At 66.7% G+C, this 15,749-nt stretch carries 17 protein-coding genes; 5 read left to right on the top strand and 12 right to left on the bottom strand.

Going from position 1 to position 15,749, the window contains the following annotated elements; all coding sequences use genetic code 11:
- Positions 1–11: 11 nt before the first annotated feature.
- From B2G71_RS01610 to B2G71_RS01585, 6 genes are all read right to left on the bottom strand, one after another.
- Positions 12–1,022, bottom strand: a complete 1,011-nt coding sequence (locus B2G71_RS01610) for an alpha-ketoacid dehydrogenase subunit beta (protein WP_098104012.1) — start codon at positions 1,020–1,022, stop codon at positions 12–14.
- Between the two features lie 17 nt (positions 1,023–1,039).
- Positions 1,040–2,029, bottom strand: a complete 990-nt coding sequence (locus B2G71_RS01605) for a thiamine pyrophosphate-dependent dehydrogenase E1 component subunit alpha (protein ID WP_098104011.1) — start codon at positions 2,027–2,029, stop codon at positions 1,040–1,042.
- A 49-nt stretch (positions 2,030–2,078) separates the two neighbouring features.
- Positions 2,079–3,287 (bottom strand): acyl-CoA dehydrogenase family protein, encoded by a 1,209-nt coding sequence (locus B2G71_RS01600; RefSeq protein ID WP_098104010.1) that lies wholly within the window; start codon positions 3,285–3,287, stop codon positions 2,079–2,081.
- Positions 3,288–4,448, bottom strand: coding sequence for a thiolase family protein (locus B2G71_RS01595; RefSeq protein ID WP_098104009.1), 1,161 nt, complete (start codon positions 4,446–4,448; stop codon positions 3,288–3,290).
- Positions 4,445–4,840 carry an OB-fold domain-containing protein gene (locus tag B2G71_RS01590; protein ID WP_098104008.1) on the bottom strand — a complete coding sequence of 132 codons (396 nt, stop codon included), beginning with the start codon at positions 4,838–4,840 and terminating at the stop codon, positions 4,445–4,447. The genes B2G71_RS01595 and B2G71_RS01590 overlap by 4 nt, the downstream gene beginning before the upstream one ends.
- A 192-nt stretch (positions 4,841–5,032) precedes the next feature.
- Positions 5,033–5,800, bottom strand: coding sequence for a helix-turn-helix transcriptional regulator (locus B2G71_RS01585; RefSeq protein ID WP_098104007.1), 768 nt, complete (start codon positions 5,798–5,800; stop codon positions 5,033–5,035).
- A 178-nt stretch (positions 5,801–5,978) separates the two neighbouring features.
- On the opposite strand from B2G71_RS01585, the gene B2G71_RS01580 reads away from it, so the two are divergent.
- Positions 5,979–7,067 (top strand): acyl-CoA dehydrogenase family protein, encoded by a 1,089-nt coding sequence (locus B2G71_RS01580; protein ID WP_240529951.1) that lies wholly within the window; start codon positions 5,979–5,981, stop codon positions 7,065–7,067.
- Between the two features lie 48 nt (positions 7,068–7,115).
- Here the strand turns inward: B2G71_RS01580 and B2G71_RS01575 are convergent, their stop codons facing one another.
- Both B2G71_RS01575 and B2G71_RS01570 read right to left on the bottom strand, forming a co-directional pair.
- The gene (locus B2G71_RS01575; RefSeq protein WP_098104005.1) at positions 7,116–7,916 is read right to left on the bottom strand and encodes a ThuA domain-containing protein; all 801 of its coding nucleotides are present in this window, start codon (positions 7,914–7,916) and stop codon (positions 7,116–7,118) included.
- On the bottom strand, positions 7,913–9,355 hold the full coding sequence (locus tag B2G71_RS01570; RefSeq protein WP_098104004.1) for an aromatic ring-hydroxylating dioxygenase subunit alpha: 1,443 nt from the start codon (positions 9,353–9,355) through the stop codon (positions 7,913–7,915). The genes B2G71_RS01575 and B2G71_RS01570 overlap by 4 nt, the downstream gene beginning before the upstream one ends.
- Positions 9,356–9,516: 161 nt before the next feature.
- Between B2G71_RS01570 and B2G71_RS01565 the strand changes: the two genes are divergently transcribed.
- From B2G71_RS01565 to B2G71_RS01555, 3 genes are read left to right on the top strand one after another with little or no spacing between them, the layout of a single operon-like run.
- On the top strand, positions 9,517–10,293 hold the full coding sequence (locus B2G71_RS01565) for an SDR family NAD(P)-dependent oxidoreductase (protein WP_098104003.1): 777 nt from the start codon (positions 9,517–9,519) through the stop codon (positions 10,291–10,293).
- Positions 10,290–11,123 carry a glucose 1-dehydrogenase gene (locus B2G71_RS01560; RefSeq protein WP_098104002.1) on the top strand — a complete coding sequence of 278 codons (834 nt, stop codon included), beginning with the start codon at positions 10,290–10,292 and terminating at the stop codon, positions 11,121–11,123. The genes B2G71_RS01565 and B2G71_RS01560 overlap by 4 nt, the downstream gene beginning before the upstream one ends.
- 19 nt (positions 11,124–11,142) lie before the next feature.
- Complete coding sequence (locus B2G71_RS01555) at positions 11,143–11,922, top strand: SDR family oxidoreductase (protein WP_098104001.1); 780 nt, start codon at positions 11,143–11,145, stop codon at positions 11,920–11,922.
- Between the two features lie 7 nt (positions 11,923–11,929).
- On the opposite strand, the gene B2G71_RS01550 is transcribed toward B2G71_RS01555, so the two are convergent.
- Genes B2G71_RS01550 through B2G71_RS01535 form a run of 4 tightly spaced genes read right to left on the bottom strand, consistent with a single transcriptional unit; the run spans position 11,930 to position 14,807 of the window.
- Positions 11,930–12,349 (bottom strand): nuclear transport factor 2 family protein, encoded by a 420-nt coding sequence (locus B2G71_RS01550; protein WP_098104000.1) that lies wholly within the window; start codon positions 12,347–12,349, stop codon positions 11,930–11,932.
- Positions 12,350–12,365: 16 nt separating this feature from the next.
- Entirely contained in the window at positions 12,366–12,914 is a 549-nt protein-coding gene (locus B2G71_RS01545; protein ID WP_240529950.1) for a VOC family protein, read from the bottom strand.
- A gap of 7 nt (positions 12,915–12,921) precedes the next feature.
- Positions 12,922–14,244 carry an aromatic ring-hydroxylating dioxygenase subunit alpha gene (locus B2G71_RS01540; RefSeq protein ID WP_098103999.1) on the bottom strand — a complete coding sequence of 441 codons (1,323 nt, stop codon included), beginning with the start codon at positions 14,242–14,244 and terminating at the stop codon, positions 12,922–12,924.
- Positions 14,241–14,807 (bottom strand): nuclear transport factor 2 family protein, encoded by a 567-nt coding sequence (locus B2G71_RS01535; RefSeq protein WP_098103998.1) that lies wholly within the window; start codon positions 14,805–14,807, stop codon positions 14,241–14,243. Before B2G71_RS01535 ends, B2G71_RS01540 begins: the two co-directional genes overlap by 4 nt.
- Before the next feature lie 291 nt (positions 14,808–15,098).
- On the opposite strand from B2G71_RS01535, the gene B2G71_RS01530 reads away from it, so the two are divergent.
- Positions 15,099–15,743 carry a TetR/AcrR family transcriptional regulator gene (locus tag B2G71_RS01530; protein ID WP_240529949.1) on the top strand — a complete coding sequence of 215 codons (645 nt, stop codon included), beginning with the start codon at positions 15,099–15,101 and terminating at the stop codon, positions 15,741–15,743.
- The last annotated feature ends 6 nt before the right edge of the window (positions 15,744–15,749 follow it).

Below are 15,749 nucleotides of genomic sequence, written 5' to 3'. Positions count from 1 at the left end.
CCTCCTCATCATCAGTATGCAAGCGTCTTGCGCACGGCGGCGGCGACCTTGACCGGGCTCGGCAGGTAGGCGCCTTCGAGTTCGCGCGCGAACGGCACGGGCGTGTGCGGCGCGGTGACCATCTCGACCGGCGCCTTGAGGCTGGCGAAGGCCTTGCCGGCGACGAGCGCGGCGATATCGGTGGCGAGATTGCAGCGCGGCGGCGCCTCGTCGACGATGACGAGGCGGCCCGTCACCTCGACCGAATCGAGGATCGCTTCCTCGTCGAGCGGCGAGGTCGTGCGCAAGTCGATCACGTCGCAACCGATGCCGTCATGCGCGAGGTCGTCGGCGGCGGTCTCGGCATAGCCGACCATCATGCCCGAGGCGACGATCGTCACGTCCTCGCCGGCGCGCGCCAGCCGCGCATGGCCGAACGGGATGCAGTAGTCCGGATCGTCGGGCACCTCGCCGCTCATCGCGTAGAGGAACTTGTGCTCGAGGAAGACCACCGGATCATCGTCGCGGATCGCCTGGCGCAAGAGGCCGCAGGCGTCGGCGGGCGTCGCTGGCATGACGACCTTGAGGCCGGGCATGTTGGTGACGAACTGGCTGATCATCTGGCTGTGCTGCGCGGCGGCGTTGTAGCCGGCGCCGGCCGGCATGCGGATCACCGCCGGGCAGATCGACTTGCCGCCGAACATGTAGCGGAACTTGGCGATCTGGTTCCAGAGCTGGTCCATGCATACGCCGAGGAAGTCGGCGAACATGATCTCGGCGACGGGGCGCTTGCCCGCGAGCGCGAGGCCGCCCGCCGCCCCCATGATCGCGCTTTCCGAGATCGGCGTGTCGATCACCCGGTCGGGCCCGAAAGCCTCGTACAAGCCGACCGAGGTCGACCAGATGCCGCCGATCGCCTCGGGACCGCCCGCCGTGCCCATGCCGCCCACGACGTCCTCGCCGAGAACGACGACACGCTCGTCGCGCTGCATTTCCTGGAAGATCGTGTTGCGAATGGCGTCGCGGTACATCAGTTTTGCCATGGTCTCGCTCCCGCCGTTCAGTAGCTGATGTAGACGTTTTCGAGGACGTTCTCGGCCGTGGGCCGAGGCGCCTTACGCGATTCCTCGACCGCCTTCTCGATCGCGGCGAGCGCATTGGCGTCGATCGCGTCGAGGTCCGCGTCCTCGAGCAGTTTCGCGCCGGTCACGCTGGCGCGGAAGATCTTGATGCAGTCGCGCTCGGCGCGCAGGCGATCGAGTTCGCCCTTGCCGCGATAGCGCTGCGGATCGCCCTCGAAGTGGCCGAAGAAGCGCTCGGTGTCGAACTCGACCGCGGCCGGGCCGTTGCCCGGCGTGCGCACGAATTCGAGCACTTCGCGCATGCAGTCGTAGACCGAGAAGAAGTCGACGCCGCTGGCGCGCCAGACCTTCATCCCGAAGGCCTCGGCGCGGCTGGCGATGTCGTTGCTGGTGCCGACCGCGTAGGCATCGCCGGTGTGCTCGGAATAGTGGTTGTTCTCGAAGACGAAGATCGCCGGCGCCTTGGTGACGACCGCGAGGTTCATCGCCTCGAATGTCGTGCCCTGGTTGCAGGCGCCGTCGCCCGAAAAGGCGATCGAGACCGCAAGGCGGCCGTTCTCATCGGGCCCGTCGATCTTGTTGGAGAGCGCCGCGCCCACCGCAATCGGCGCGCCTGCTCCGACGATGCCGTTGGCGCCGAGCATGCCCTTGTCGATGTCGGCGATGTGCATCGAGCCGCCCTTGCCGTTGCAAAGGCCCTCCTGGCTGCCCCAGATCTCCTTCATCATGCCCTCGACGTCGCAGCCCTTGGCGAGGCAGTGGCCGTGACCGCGATGGGTCGAGACGATCTTGTCGCGCTCGCTCAGGTGCTCGCACACGCCGACGGCGACCGCCTCCTGCCCGCAGTAGAGGTGGGTGAAGCCGGCGATCTCACCGGTCTGGATCTCTTCGTGGAGCCGCTCCTCGAACTCGCGGATGAGCTTCATCTGGCGGTAGGCGCGGGTCAGCGCCTCGCGGTTGAGCTGCATTGGCGGACTCTCTCCCTTTGATGGTATGGCCTGGTTCGCCGGCGGCCCGTCACAGACCGAGGACCGACTTGGCGATGATCGTCTTTTGGACCTCGTTGGTCCCGCCGAAAATGGTCCAGGCCCGGCTGTTGAGATAGCGCGCCGCGGCGACTTGCGCGCTCTTGGAATGAACCGGCTCGGGGGCATCGGGGCCGTAGAGCGGGCGCACCGTCTCGAGTTGGAGACCGGCGGGACCCAGCAGGTCGATCGCGAGCAGGTCGATGTCCTGGCGCAGGTTCGAAGCGAGCAGCTTGGTCAGCGAGGTTTGCGGGCCGGGCTTCTTGCCCTTGGCGATATCGGAGATGATCTTGAGCTCGATCATCTCCAACGCCTCGAGCGAAAGCCGCGCGGCTGCGATCCGCCGGCGCCAGTCGGTCTGGTCCGAAAGCCTGCCCCCGGCGCCGTCGCCCTGTTCGCGCGCGGCGCCGATGATCTGGTCGAGGTCATAGCGCAGCCGGGGCGCGTGACACGAACCGCCGCGCTCGTTCTCGAGCAGGAACTTGGCGATGGTCCAGCCCTGTCCTTCCTCGCCGACGAGGTTCTCGGCGGGGACGACGACATCTTCGAGGAACACCTGGTTGACCTCGTGATCGCCCGCCGTGGTCAGGATCGGGCGGACCGAGACTCCGGGCGACGCGAGGTCGATCAGCAGGAACGAGATGCCCGCCTGCTTCTTGACCTCGGTGTTGGTGCGCACCAGCGTGAACATCATGTTCGCGTGGTGGGCGTGCGTGGTCCAGATCTTCGAGCCGTTGACGACGTAGCCCTGATCGGTGCGCACGGCGCGTGTCTTGAGACCGGCGAGGTCGGACCCGGCGCCCGGCTCGGAAAAGCCCTGGCACCAGTAATCCTCGCCCGAGAGGATGCGCGGCAGATAGTGGGCCTTCTGTTCGGGACTGCCGAAGGTCCAGAGCACCGGTGCGAGCAGCTTGAGGCCAAGCACGGTGAGATTGGGCGCGCCGGCCGCGGCGCATTCCTTCTCGAACAGGTAGCGCTGCACCGGCGTCCAGCCCGTACCGCCGTGCTCCTTCGGCCACTGGTAGCCGAGCCAGCCCTTCTCGTTGAGCACCGCGTTCCACGCCTGACCGATGTCGGGCTCGACGAAGACCGAGGGCGTCGCCGCCGCGCCGTCCTTCACCGCCTGCGGCAGATGCTCGCGCAGGAAGGCGCGAACCTCTTCGCGGAAGGCGGCGTCCGCGGGGGATAGATCGATATCCATCTAGCGCTCCAGTATCGTAACGGCGGAAACGCCGGGTGCGCCGTAGACGTGGCTGTAGGCGGTCCTGGGATCGCCGGGAACCTGCCGCTCGCCGCCATGCCCGCGTAGCTGGACGACGTTCTCGTAGACCTGCCTGAGGCCCGACGCGCCGATCGGCTCGCCGCAGGCAAGACAGCCGCCGTCTGTGTTGACCGGCAGCGCGCCGCCGATCTCGGTGCGCCCCTCGATCAGCCACTGCTCCTGCTCGCCGTGGGCACAAAAGCCGTTCTCGGCCATGTGCATGATCTCCGCGCCCGCCTCGGTGTCCTGAAGCTGCGCCACGTCGATGTCTCCCGGCCCCATTCCGGCCATCGCGAAGGCATCGGCGGAGGCGATCCGCGTGGCGGTGCCGCGCGGGCCGCTGTCGTCGGCGACGACGTCGATCGAGGGCGCGAAAACCTCGAACGAGTGCGGCGGACGCGTGCGCATGGTCGCGGCCTTCAGCCGGATCATCGGCTTGCCGAGTTCGCGCGCCTTCTTCTCGCTCGCCAGCACCAGCGCCACGCCGCCCTCTGCGGGCGAGCAGAACATGTACTTCGTATAGGGATCGCTCACCAGCGGCGCCTCGAGGATCTCCTCCAGCGAGACCGGAGTGCGCCGCCAGGCGTGGGGCGCCTTCGCCCCGTTGCGGAACGCCTTTTCGGCGACGCGGCCGAGCGCCTCCTGTGAAATGCCGAACTGCGCCATGTAGCGCATGATCTTCGCGGCGAAGAACTGGGTGGTGACCATGAAGCCCGCCTCGCCGTACCAGTCGGGCAGGTTGTATTCGCTCGGCAGCGCGTTGAAGGCGCCGCGCGGATGCTTATCGAAGCCGACCGCGACGCCGATGTCGAACTGCCCCGACGCAATCGCCATCTGCGCGCTGAACAGCGCCGAGCCGCCCGCCGCGCAGCCGTTGCGCACGTTGATGAACTGAACGCCGGTCAGCCCCAGGCGATCGACCATGGTATCGGGATTGCCCGCCGCATCGGAGGCGCCGTAGGCGAACTGGACCTGCGGCCATTCGATGCCGGCATCGGCCAGCGCCTCGCGCACCGCGAAGACGCCCTGGTCGAGCCCCGAGAGCTCCTCGGTGCGGCCGAACTTGTGAATGCCGACGCCGACGATGCACACGCCGCTCATGCCGTTGCTCCCGCCGGAACGAACGCGGGGATCATGACGCTGTCCGCCGCCGCCGGATCGAGCGGCGCGGGGGCGAAACGCAGCGGCATGCCGATCTTCACCTCGTCGAACGCGACGGCGTCAAGCCGCGCCTCGACGATCACTTCTCCGGCAAGTTCGACATAGGCGACGATCCACGGCGCGAAGGCATCCGGGCCGGCGTAGGGCGGCGACTTCGGACGGAAGCGCTGCACGGTATAGGACCACAGCGTCCCCTCGCTCGCGAGCGCGACCGGCTCGTGGCTTTCGCCCGGCGGACACGGGAACACGATCCGGCCGGTCTCCCGGTTGCGGCCGCCCACCAGCCGTGCTGGCGTCTCGTCGGTAAAAAGGCCTTCGGCAATCGCGCGCATCGTACTCCCATCCCGGTATTCGACTCCGGTCATGAGGGTTCTTAGGCGCAGGCGGACCGCCTTTTTGACTCGCTAAAACGCTAGGGTAGCCATTGCGATGGGCGGAAAAACATCGCCCGCCGGGCTTCTCGCGCGGCCCAACGGCCAAGCCTGCAGGGACGCCTGAAGGCAGCGTACCCGCTCGCGGCGACCTCAGAGCGAGATATAGCCCAGTTGCGCGGCCTTGAAGACCGTCTGGCTGCGGTTGACCGCGTTGAGCTTGGTCGCCGCATTGTGGATGTGAAAGCGCACCGTGGCGCGGCTGCGCGACATGATCATGCTGATCTCGAGGTCGGTCTTGCCGATCGCGGCCCAGCGCAGGCACTCGACCTCGCGCTTCGACAGCCGCGAGGCCGAGGGCAGCGCCTGCGCAGACCCCATGATCTGCACATAGGTGACGATGAACGTGCGCGCGTAGATTCCGAAGGCGTCGGAATACTTGTAGAAATCCTCTTCGAGGTCGGTCTTGGTCTTGTCGAGCGGATTGAAGCTGACCGCGCCGATCTGGCCGAACGGCAAGTGCACCGGCACCGCGATCGCCGCGCGGGTCATGGCCCGCTGCTCGAAATTGGTGATGTCGATCGATTCGAGATAGGCATTGGCCTCGCGCGTGCGGAAACCCTCCGCATTGGCCCAGAAAGGTTGCCCTTCGAAGCGGCAGGCCGTGGTCAGCGGGGAATCGAGCGCGATGCGCGAATTGCGCCACCAGACGCGGTCGTCGTCCCCCCAGCCGAAAACCTCGGTCGCGAGCATGTTGCCTTCGGCGTCGACGGGGGTGCGCTTGTCGGCGATGTCGTGCGCGGGCGCCGCGCGCATGCCGCAGTCCATGGCGATCTGGTGCAGGGCTTGCGCCGCCCGGCGGATCGTGTCCGGCGAAGACACCCGAACCGCATCGATCTTATCTTGAGACAGTAGTGACATCTATCCTCTCGCGAACATCCTTAGCCCGCGAACGGGGGCGGCACAATCACCGGACGTCCCGATATCGGCGTTTTCGCCCTAGCCTTTTGCGTAGAAGAGCTTGCCCGCCCCGCAGTGCTAGAGGCGATCCAAAGAGCGGGAGTGGGCTGTGAATTTCGATCTTAGCGAAGATGAAGAGATGCTTAAGGCCTTGACCGAGCGCTTCGTCACCGATCACTACGATCACGACAGTCGGCGGGCATTCCTGTCCGAGCCCAACGGCTTTTCCGGAACGAATTGGGCCCTGCTGGGCGAACTCGGCCTGATCGCGGCACCGTTTCCGGAGGACATGGGCGGCCTTGGCCTCGATGCCACGGGCATTGCCACAGTATTCGAAGCGCTCGGCCGCGGGCTCGTGGTCGAGCCGCTCGCCGAAGCGGTCGTGCTTGCCGGACGGCTGTTCGCGATGACAGCGTCGGACGCGCTGCGCGACGAATGGCTCGACGCGCTGATCTCCGGCGAGCGGCGCCTGGCGCTCGCGCATGCCGAAGCGGGCGCGCGCGACGGATCGATCTGGGTCGAGACCGCCGCCGAGGCGCGGGGCGACGGTTTCGCGCTCAACGGCGCCAAGCCCTTTTCCATCGCGGGCGGCGGTGCCGACGGCTACATCGTTACCGCCCGGCTTTCGGGTGCTCCGGGCGATGCAGACGGCATCGCGCTGTTCCTCGTTGGCGCCGATGCCCCCGGACTTGCCGCCCGCGACTGGACCGCCGCCGACGGCAGCCGTGCCACTGCCCTGACGCTGGAGAACGTGGCCCTGGGTGCCGAGGCAAGGCTCTCAGGCGGTCTGGACGCGATCGCGCGGGCCGACGAACTCGCCGGGCTCGCACGCAGCGCCGAGGCGCTCGGCATCATGCAGCGCCTGTTCGACGACACGCTCGACTACTTGCGCACGCGCGACCAGTTCGGTGCGCCGCTCGGCAGCTTCCAGGCGATCCAGCACCGTATGGCCGAGCAGTACATCGCGATCGAGCAAAGCCGCGCACTGATCGACTACGCGCTCGTCTCTTGGGGCTCCGCCGACTTCGCCAGGACGGTGCAAGGCGCACGCGCCTTCATCGCCGACGCCTCGCTCAAGCTCGGCCACGAGATGATCCAGTTCCACGGTGGAATGGGCGTGACCGACGAACTCGCGATCGGCAGCGGCCACAAGCGGTTGCTCGTGCTCTCGCGCTGGCCCGAGAGCCCGCTCGCCTCGCTCGACCGCTACGCGGCCGCGCTCAACTGAGCGAGAAGGCTCCACTCCAGATTTCGACGCAGGTCGATACCGCGCGAGCTACGGCGCCTCGCGGTCCTTGATCCAGCCGATCCCGCGACGCAGTAGATCGTAGAACACGGGCAGCTCCCAGGCGCAGCGGTCGAGCGTCGGCCACCACTCGGCCATCGGCTGCAGGTCGTAGTGCCCGCGGCAATGGCCGAGCGTGTTGTAGAGCACCGCACCCTTGCCGCGCCGCTTGATGTACAACACCGGGTGGATGCCGGGCGCATCGGCAGCTTCGGCGAAGCCCGTGCCTTCCTCGGTACACTCGGTCTCGAGCAGCACGTGCAGATCGCCGTGCGTTTCGAGGTGATAGAGTTCATCGGTCGTCTCGAACGGCTCGACCCCCGCGACCAGCGCGTGGCCCGGATCGGCGACGGTCACCGTATAAGGCGCGATCGGCGGATGCGAGATGAACTGGCTGCCCAGCACCTCCATCATCAGCGGCGCGTCGCGCAGGGCGTGGAACAGACCGTCGTCCATCAGCTTGAGGATCGAGTTCGTCCCGTGCAGCGCATACCAGCGCCCGCCGGCCTCGACCCAGTCGCGCAGGGCCTCCTGCGCCGCGCGCGAGGGCATGACGTTGCAGGTGTAGCTGATGAGGATGTCGGCGGCGCCGATCGCGTCGAGATTCTCGAAGTCCTCGAACACGCGGGTGCGCACGCTCGGGTCCTCGGCGAGCAGCTTGAGCAGTTCCAGCCGCGCGAAATCGATGTCGTGCCATTCGCCCCCGGCGATCAGCACGCAATCGATGCGCGGCGGGTGATCCGCCTCGCTCGCCTGCGCGAGCGGGTCTGGCCCGTGGTCGATCGCGCTCATTTCCCGGCCGAGCCGCCCAGTTCCCCGTTGATGTACTTCATCATCGTGTCCTGGAACTGGCGAATGCGGATTTCCTGGTAGTTGCCGAGGTTGACGTCGCCGGTCTTGGAGACGTGGAGCCCCTGCTGGACGTAGGGCAGGTTGTCCATGTCCTGCTCGAACACGTCGCCCAGCCCGCCAAGTTCGGGGGCCTCGGTCCACTTCTGGTCGAGCCGCAGGAACTTGCGCGGCGCTGCGCGCGGGATCGGCTCGCCTTTCTTGACCCGGGCGAGGATGCGCACGTCCATCACGCAGGTGTCGGGCGTGCTGCCCGGGAACCAGCTATAGACGATATTGGGCATGAAGCCGCCCCAGGGCCCGAAATTGGGAAAGACGTTGTAGACCAGCGCGTCGAGCACTTCGGCGTCGGTCGCGTCCGAATGGTCGTAGCCGGTCTGCTGGGTATAGACCTCGCGCATCCGGTTGCCGAGCGCCTCGCGCGCCTTCTGGCCTTCGGGCACCTCGATCGCCATCGGGTCGGCACCGGGGTCATAGTTGTCGGAGGAACGGCCGTTGTACTTGATGAACTCGTCGACGATCCACTGTTCGCCCTGGCCGCCGCCGCTTGCCACGATGTGCGGGCTCATCACCCCGAACGGCACGAGGTTGACGTTCACGTTGTCGCCGAAGGTCCAGTAGGCCGCGTTCGAATCGCCCGTGAAGGGCAGGAGCTGCGGGTGGGTGACGATCGTGTGCCAGGCCTCCATGAAGGCCTCCATCGTCACTTTCCAGTTCGCCGGCACTTCCTTGGCGACGTGCATCACCGTGGCGCATTCCTCATGCCGCCAGCGCTTGAAGTGTTCGGGCAGCGGCGCGAGGTATTCCTCGAGGCTCGGCCCGCCGCTCTCCTCGCGGATGAAAACGTAGCCCGCCCAGCGGCCGACCTCGGCCTGCGGCAGGTCCATCGAGCCCGGCTTGAGGTGCGGGAAGTCCCAGGCGCAGGGCATCTTGTTGAAAGACGCGTCCTTGTTCCATGAGAAGGCGTGGAAGGGGCAGGTGAAGGTGTCGGCGTTGCCGTCCTCGGTGCGCAGCTTGCGGCCGCGGTGCAGGCAGACATTGTGGAAGGCGCGGATCGAGCCGTCGTCCTGGCGGCTGAGGATGAACGAGCGCCCGGCATTCTCGTATACGACGTAGTCGCCCGCCTCGGGCAGTTCCTCCTCGCGCGCCGCGAACTGCCAGACATAGGGCCACATCCGCTCACGCTCGAGCGCGGCGAATTCCTCGCTCGTATAGCGCTCGGCAGGGATCGGTTCGGAGCCGCGATAGCTATAGCTCTCCTCGCGCAGGAACTGCGGCGGCGGCACCGAGTCCAGGTCCATCAGCTCGGCCCAGCTAATACCCTCCGAGCGGTCTTCGCCCAGCCGGGCGCCTTCGATGATGTCGGGATCGCGATCGGCCATGGTCGTCAGGTATCCTCTCGTTGCTTAGGGACGCACTCCCCGGTTTGCTTGGGTTCTGGCGCGTGGCGGTGCGTGAGTCACCTTGCCGAAATCATAGGTTGCGTCACGGGCCGATTGCGCCGAACCGGTATCCAAGAACCAGATGGGAGATTGCCGTGGGCATGCGGCTTGAAGGCAAGGTGGCGCTCGTCACCGGAGGAACCTCGGGCATCGGCGCGGGAACGGTCGGTCGGCTTGCCGCCGAAGGCGCGCGGGTCGTCTTCACCGGCTCGAACGCCGCCGCGGCCGAGCAGGTCTGCGCCGCGACCGGCGCCCGCTTTCACAAGCACGACGTGACCGATGCCGCCGCCTGGCCGGAATTGACCGACATGATCCTCGCAGACTTCGGCCGGCTCGACATCGCCTTCGCCAATGCCGGGACCGAAAGCGGAGACGCCAGCGTCGAGGACATCACGATGGACGGCTGGAACAAGGTCGTCGGCGTGAACCAGACGGGCGCGATGCTGACCGTCCAGCACGCGATCCGCGCGATGAAGCGCAACGCGCAAGGTCCGACCGGCGCGATCGTGGTCAATTCCTCGATGAACGCGCACCGCGCGATGGGCAATTTCGTCGCCTATTCGGTCACCAAGGCGGCGGTCGTGGCGCTGGTGAAGTCGGCGGCGGTGCACTGCGGCAACCAGGGCTACGCGATCCGCGTCAACGCGATCCTGCCCGGCGTCGTCGAGACCGCGATGATCCGCAACATCATCGAAGGCTCGGGCGATCCCGCCGCCACGCGCGCCGCCTACGAGGGCATGAGCCCGCTGAAGCGCATGGCGAGCGTCGAGGAAGTGGCCGCGCTCGTCGCCTGGCTCGGCAGCGACGAATCGCGCTTCGTCTCGGGCAGCGAATACGTCATCGACGGCGCGACCACCGCAGGGATGATGGGCGTATGAGCGCGCTCGATCCGACCGGGCTCGGCGCACAGCGGCTCCCGGGCCGGGTCGCGCTGGTGACGGGCGGCCTGCGCGGCATCGGCCTCGCCTGCGTCGAGCGGTTTCTCGCCGAAGGCGCCGAAGTCGTTCTAACCGACCTCGAAGACCCCGGCACCGACTACGCGACCGAAACGCTCGACCGGCTGGGGCAAGCGGCAAGCTACGTGCAGGCCAACGTGACCAGCGAGGATGACTGGCAGGCGGTACGCGACGCGGTCGCGGAGCGACACGGCAGGCTCCATGTGCTCGTCAACAATGCCGGGATCGATCTCACCGGCGCGGTTGCCTCGCTCTCGATGGAGGGTTGGCGCAAGATCATGGCAATCAACGTCGACGGCGTGTTCCTGGGCGTGCGCACCTTCGTGCCGCTGATGGAGCAGAGCGGCGCCGAGGTGCGCGGCGGCGCCTCGATCATCAACGTCAGCTCGATCATGGGCCTCGTCGGCATGAGCGAGGTCGCCGGATACAACGCCAGCAAGGGCGCGGTGCGGATGTTCACGAAGTCGATCGCGCTCGAATTCGCAGAAAAGCGCATGCCGATCCGGGCCAATTCGCTGCACCCCGGCTTCGTCGTAACGCCGCTGCTCCAGGCCGGCTTCCAGCGCTGGGTCGACAGCGGCGTCGCCGACAAGCCGCAGGACCTCGTCGACATGGGCTCGCAAAAGACGCCGATCGGCCGCCTCGCCGATCCTTCCGAACTCGCCGGCGCGGCCTTCTTCCTCGCCAGTTCGGACAGTTCCTACATGACCGGCGCCGAACTGGTCATCGACGGCGGCTGGACCGCCCAATGAACCACGAAGGGACTCCGAAATGAGCATCGCCCTGCCAGAGGTCGTCGCCGTCGTCACCGGGGCGGCGGGCGGCATCGGCCGCGAGATCGTCAAGGGCATGAAAGCGGCGGGCGCGAGCGTCGTCGCCACCGATCTCGCCGAAAACGCCGAGATCGAGGGCGCCGACCACTACCTCAGGCACGACGTCACCAGTGAGGCCGACTGGCGCGCGGTGGCAAAGCTGGTCGGCGAGAAGCATGGACGGCTCGACGCGCTGGTCAACAATGCCGGCTTCTCGATCGTCACCCGGTTCGAGGACACACCGCTCGAGCAGTTCCACAAGGTCAACGCCGTCAACGTCGACAGCGCGATCATCGGCTGCCAGGTCATGCTCGACCTGCTCAAGGCCGGCGGCAAGGCGCGTAAGACGGGCGCCTCGGTGATCAACTTCTCGAGCGTTGGCGGGATCAACGGCGCCGCGTTCAATGCCGCCTACTGCACCAGCAAGGCGGCGATCCGCATGCTGTCCAAGTGCCTGGGCGCCGAATTCGCGGCGCTGGGCTACAACATCCGGGTCAACTCGGTGCATCCGGGCGGGATCGACACGCCGATGTTGAGCTCGATCATGCAGCGCTACGTCGAACTCGGCGCGGCGCCCTCGGTCGAGGCCTCGATCGCGGCGATGAACATCGCCCATCCCATCGGCCGCCTCGGCAAGGCCGAGGAAATGGCCGGCGGCGTGGTGTTCCTCGCCTCTGAGGCCTCGAGCTTCATGACCTGCGACGAACTGGTGATGGACGGCGGCTTCACGCAAGTCTGAGCACGCATCAGCCTTCGGGCGGGATCAGGAAATCCATGGTGTAGCGCGTCGCCTTCCAGCCTGTATCGGTGCGCACCACGTCGAAGTAGTAGCGGCCGTGGACGGTAATCCCGCCGCCCGCCTTGTACTTGCCCATGCCGATCACGTAGGCGCGGATCGAGGCGGTATCGCCGGTATAGGCGGTGATCGCGAAATTGGTGAGATAGTGCGCGTGCGCCGACATCGCCGCGAAGGTGTCCTCGAAGAACGTGCGGATCTCGCCGGTCCCGTTGAGGCTGGGGAAGCCGATCCCGGATAGATCGAACACGGCGTCCTCGACGAAGACATCGCAGATGCCGTCGAGATCGTGCAGGCTGTCGACGGCGTGGGCATAGGCGATCAGCAGGTCCTGGATCGCCAGGCGATCCTCGACGGGGCATTGGGTCATGGCGGATGTCCTTGGTTCAGGCCGCGGGAAAGGCAGTCCGGATCGGATCGGTCTCGCCGTCCCAACCCTCGGCCGCGGCGGCGATGCGTTCGAAAAAGTCGGTCTGGAGCGGGTTCGCCTCGATCAGCTCGACCATGCAGCCGATCGCCGGGCTGGTGTCGATATAGCTGAAGCGATAGCCGCCGAACGTGCCGTCCACCGCCGCGACGAAGCCGCGCCCGACATAGCCTCCATAGGTCGCGTCGTAGTCGTCGGTGTAGATCGCGAGGTGGTGGAAGCCGCCCTCGCCCCTGGCGATGGTGTCGCGATAGGCCGAGGGGCCGTCGCTGTGCTGCTGCACCAGTTCGATCTGGACGCCGCCCGACTGGGCGATCGCCACCGAGAAGTCGAGCCCGGAGGACTTCGTCCCCCGGTAGCCGAACTCCTCGAGCACGACGTGCGGCACTTCGAGGAACGGCCCGATCCCGGTTGTGCGGACCCAGTTCATGCAGGCCGCGTGAAGGTCCTCGACCATGAAGGCGATCTGCATGACATGCTTGCCCGGAACGCCGGGAATCGGAACCATCGCGCGCTTACTCGACCGCGCCGACCATGTCGTTGAGCAACTCGTGGAAGCGCTGCACCCGCTTTTCCTGCTCGGGCAGGATGAAGCCCTTGAAGCCGCGCGAGTTCAACCCCTGCTGCTGGCTGGTGCCGATCGAGAGGTCCTGATCGGCCACGAAACCGAGCGAAACGCCGTCGCCGTAGACCGAGTGGCGCGCGATGGCATCATGTTCGAGCGGCACTTCGCCGACCGGGGTGACGACCTTGTCCATGCCTTCGACCGGCGGATAGAGGCACCAGTGCTGGAACACGCACTTCTCCGGATCGGTGGGATGCGGCTCGGTACGCAGCACCTGAAGCTGCTCGGGGCTCATCGTCAGGGTGAGGTTCGGAAACAGCGTGCAGTGGAAATAGTCGACGAGCTGCTGGTCGGTCATGTTCTCGTAGTTGGTGAAGCCCCGGCCGGGACCGAGCCGGCGCTTGGCTTCCACGATCGCCTCGCGCAGATCGCCAGTGCGGCCCTTGTACTCGGCCGGGTCGATCTCCCAGGCACGCGCGACATCGTCGAGCGGGGCGGGGACCTCGGTGGTGTGATAGTCGACCCGCGTGGTGGCCTGGTGGCCCTTCATCCACATCGAGTTGTGGCCCGAGGGGTACATCTCGAACAGCGTGTCGGGCAGGCCGTCGTTGATGAAGGTCGCCAGCTCGGGGTGGATCGTGGGCAAGTGATACGATTCGTTGAAGTTGTCGCGGATGATCTTCCAGTTGAACTCGCAATCGGCCGACAGGTTGAGCACGCGCACCCAGTTGTCGATGCCGTAGCCCGCGAGACGCTCGGGGAACGGCGCGAGCCATTCGTGGAGCGGCGCGACATCATCGTCCATGCACCAGAACACGAAGGGCCCCCAGGTCTCGCAGCGCACTTCGGTGAGGTGCACCTTGCCGCAAGGATTGCCGCCCGCGAAGTCGTCGGGGTCCTGCACTTGCGCCAGCGTGCCGTCGAGATCGAAAGTCCAGTTATGATAGCCGCACACGATGCGCGGCACGCTGGTCACGTCGCCAAGCACGAGGCGGTTGCCGCGGTGCGGGCAGGCATTGAAGAAGGCGCGGATCGTTCCGTCCTCCTGCTTGACCATGATCACCGATTCCTTGCCGAAGTTGTGGCGAATGATGTCGCCTTCCTCCTCGAGGTCGGCGAGCACGCCGCCCAGGTGCCAGACCTTGGGCCAGAGCTTGTCGTTCTCGGCTTCCATCCACGCCTTCGAGATATAGCGGTCGGCGGTGATCGTGTCGCCGCGCACCGGCGGATCGAATTCCTCCGAATAGCGCGAGAGCTTGTTCTGGATGTTCATGGTCGTTCTCCTGCGATCGGGATGCGGTTGCGGTTCTCGCTCGGGTCCGCCCCCCGGCGGCCTCCGCGCGGCGCATCCGGATTGGCTGCGAAAAAGTCGATAGTGCCGGGATCGTCCCTGACCCAGTCGGTCACGAGCGTGCGCGCGGCGATCCGCCATTCGCCGTCCCGGCAAGCGTAGGCGTCGAGATAGCGCCCGGCGATGAACAGGTCGCGCCAGCCCTCGGCCTCGTTGCCGGTGCGGTGCCATGCCTGGAAATAGCATTCGCCCGAGGCGCGCCCGTCCGCCGGATCGACTTCGAGCGAGACTTGCCCGAGCATATGGTGCGTCGCGTCCATGCCGGCGAGCAGGTCCTGCGAGAACGCGACGAATTCCTCCACGCCGCCCACCATCAACCCGCAGTCGATCGTCGCATCGGGGTGAAAGGCGCTGCGCTGGAGATCGGGATCGAGCCGGTCGAGCCCGCGCATGTAGCGCTGAACGGCCGCGTTGATGTCGCGGCGCGCGGCAAGATCGCGCACCTGCGCGACGAGATCGCCTTCGAGAGTGAGGTCGGTCGCCATGGCGCTAGTCCGCCGTCCGCCGCGGCACGGCGGGGCAAACGCATATCCGAATTGAGGCTCCATCCATGCCATCACCTCTCCGTGGGCGCCGCATCGTATCGCGCGGCTCTGTTTTCCCGTGAAATCGTCTCAATACCGACTCACCTGCCGGTTTTTATGCTATGCCCGCCGCGCACGGCCCACCTGCGACTTTTGCTAGTCTGCCTGACGGCTGCTGGTGGCCGACGATCGGGCCATCGAACCTGGGACGGGGGAACAGTGCAAGCCGAGACTGCTCAGATACGGGACCGCGTGCTCAACGCCCTCCTGCCAAGCACCGCACAGGCCGAGGCGGGAAACTGGCAGCAGCGCAAGAGCGCCCGGATGCGCGAGCGGCTAGTGTCCGCCGCCGTCGATTGCCTTGTCGACGCGGGCTATGTCGGTCTCACCACCGCCGCCGTGGCGCAGCGCGCGCAGGTCTCGCGCGGGGCGATGCACCATCACTTCGCGACGCGCATGGAGCTGGTTGCCTCGGTGGTCGAACACGTGGTCTACCACCGCATGCGCTCGTTCCTCGCCGACTACTTCGCAGCGGTCGAGCAGCGCCGCGACGAGCCGTTGATCGAACTGGCCTGCGCAGCGCACTGGCGCTCGGTGCGCACGCGCGAATATGCCGCCTGGGTTGAATTCGCCGTCGCCGCGCGGACAGACGCGGAGCTTGCCGAGGTGTTCGATCCGGCGGCCCGGCGTTACGACGCGGCGTGGACCAGCGAAATGATCGAGGCCTTCCCCCAGTGGCAGGACCACTGGGACCTGCTCAAGCTCGCCCATGACTTCATCGGCACGATTCATCTCGGGATGCTGCTCCACACCCCGGTTTTCGCCGACGAGGCCCGGATGGAGCGCCTCCAGCGGTTCGCCGCCAAGACGATGCAGGAGCTCTACGAGACGCGCTGATTGCGA

The sequence above is a fragment of the Novosphingobium sp. PC22D genome, assembly GCF_002556635.1.
Lineage (GTDB): Bacteria > Pseudomonadota > Alphaproteobacteria > Sphingomonadales > Sphingomonadaceae > Novosphingobium.
Note: the sequence above shows the minus strand (reverse complement) of the source record. Positions and strands in the feature narration are given on the sequence as shown.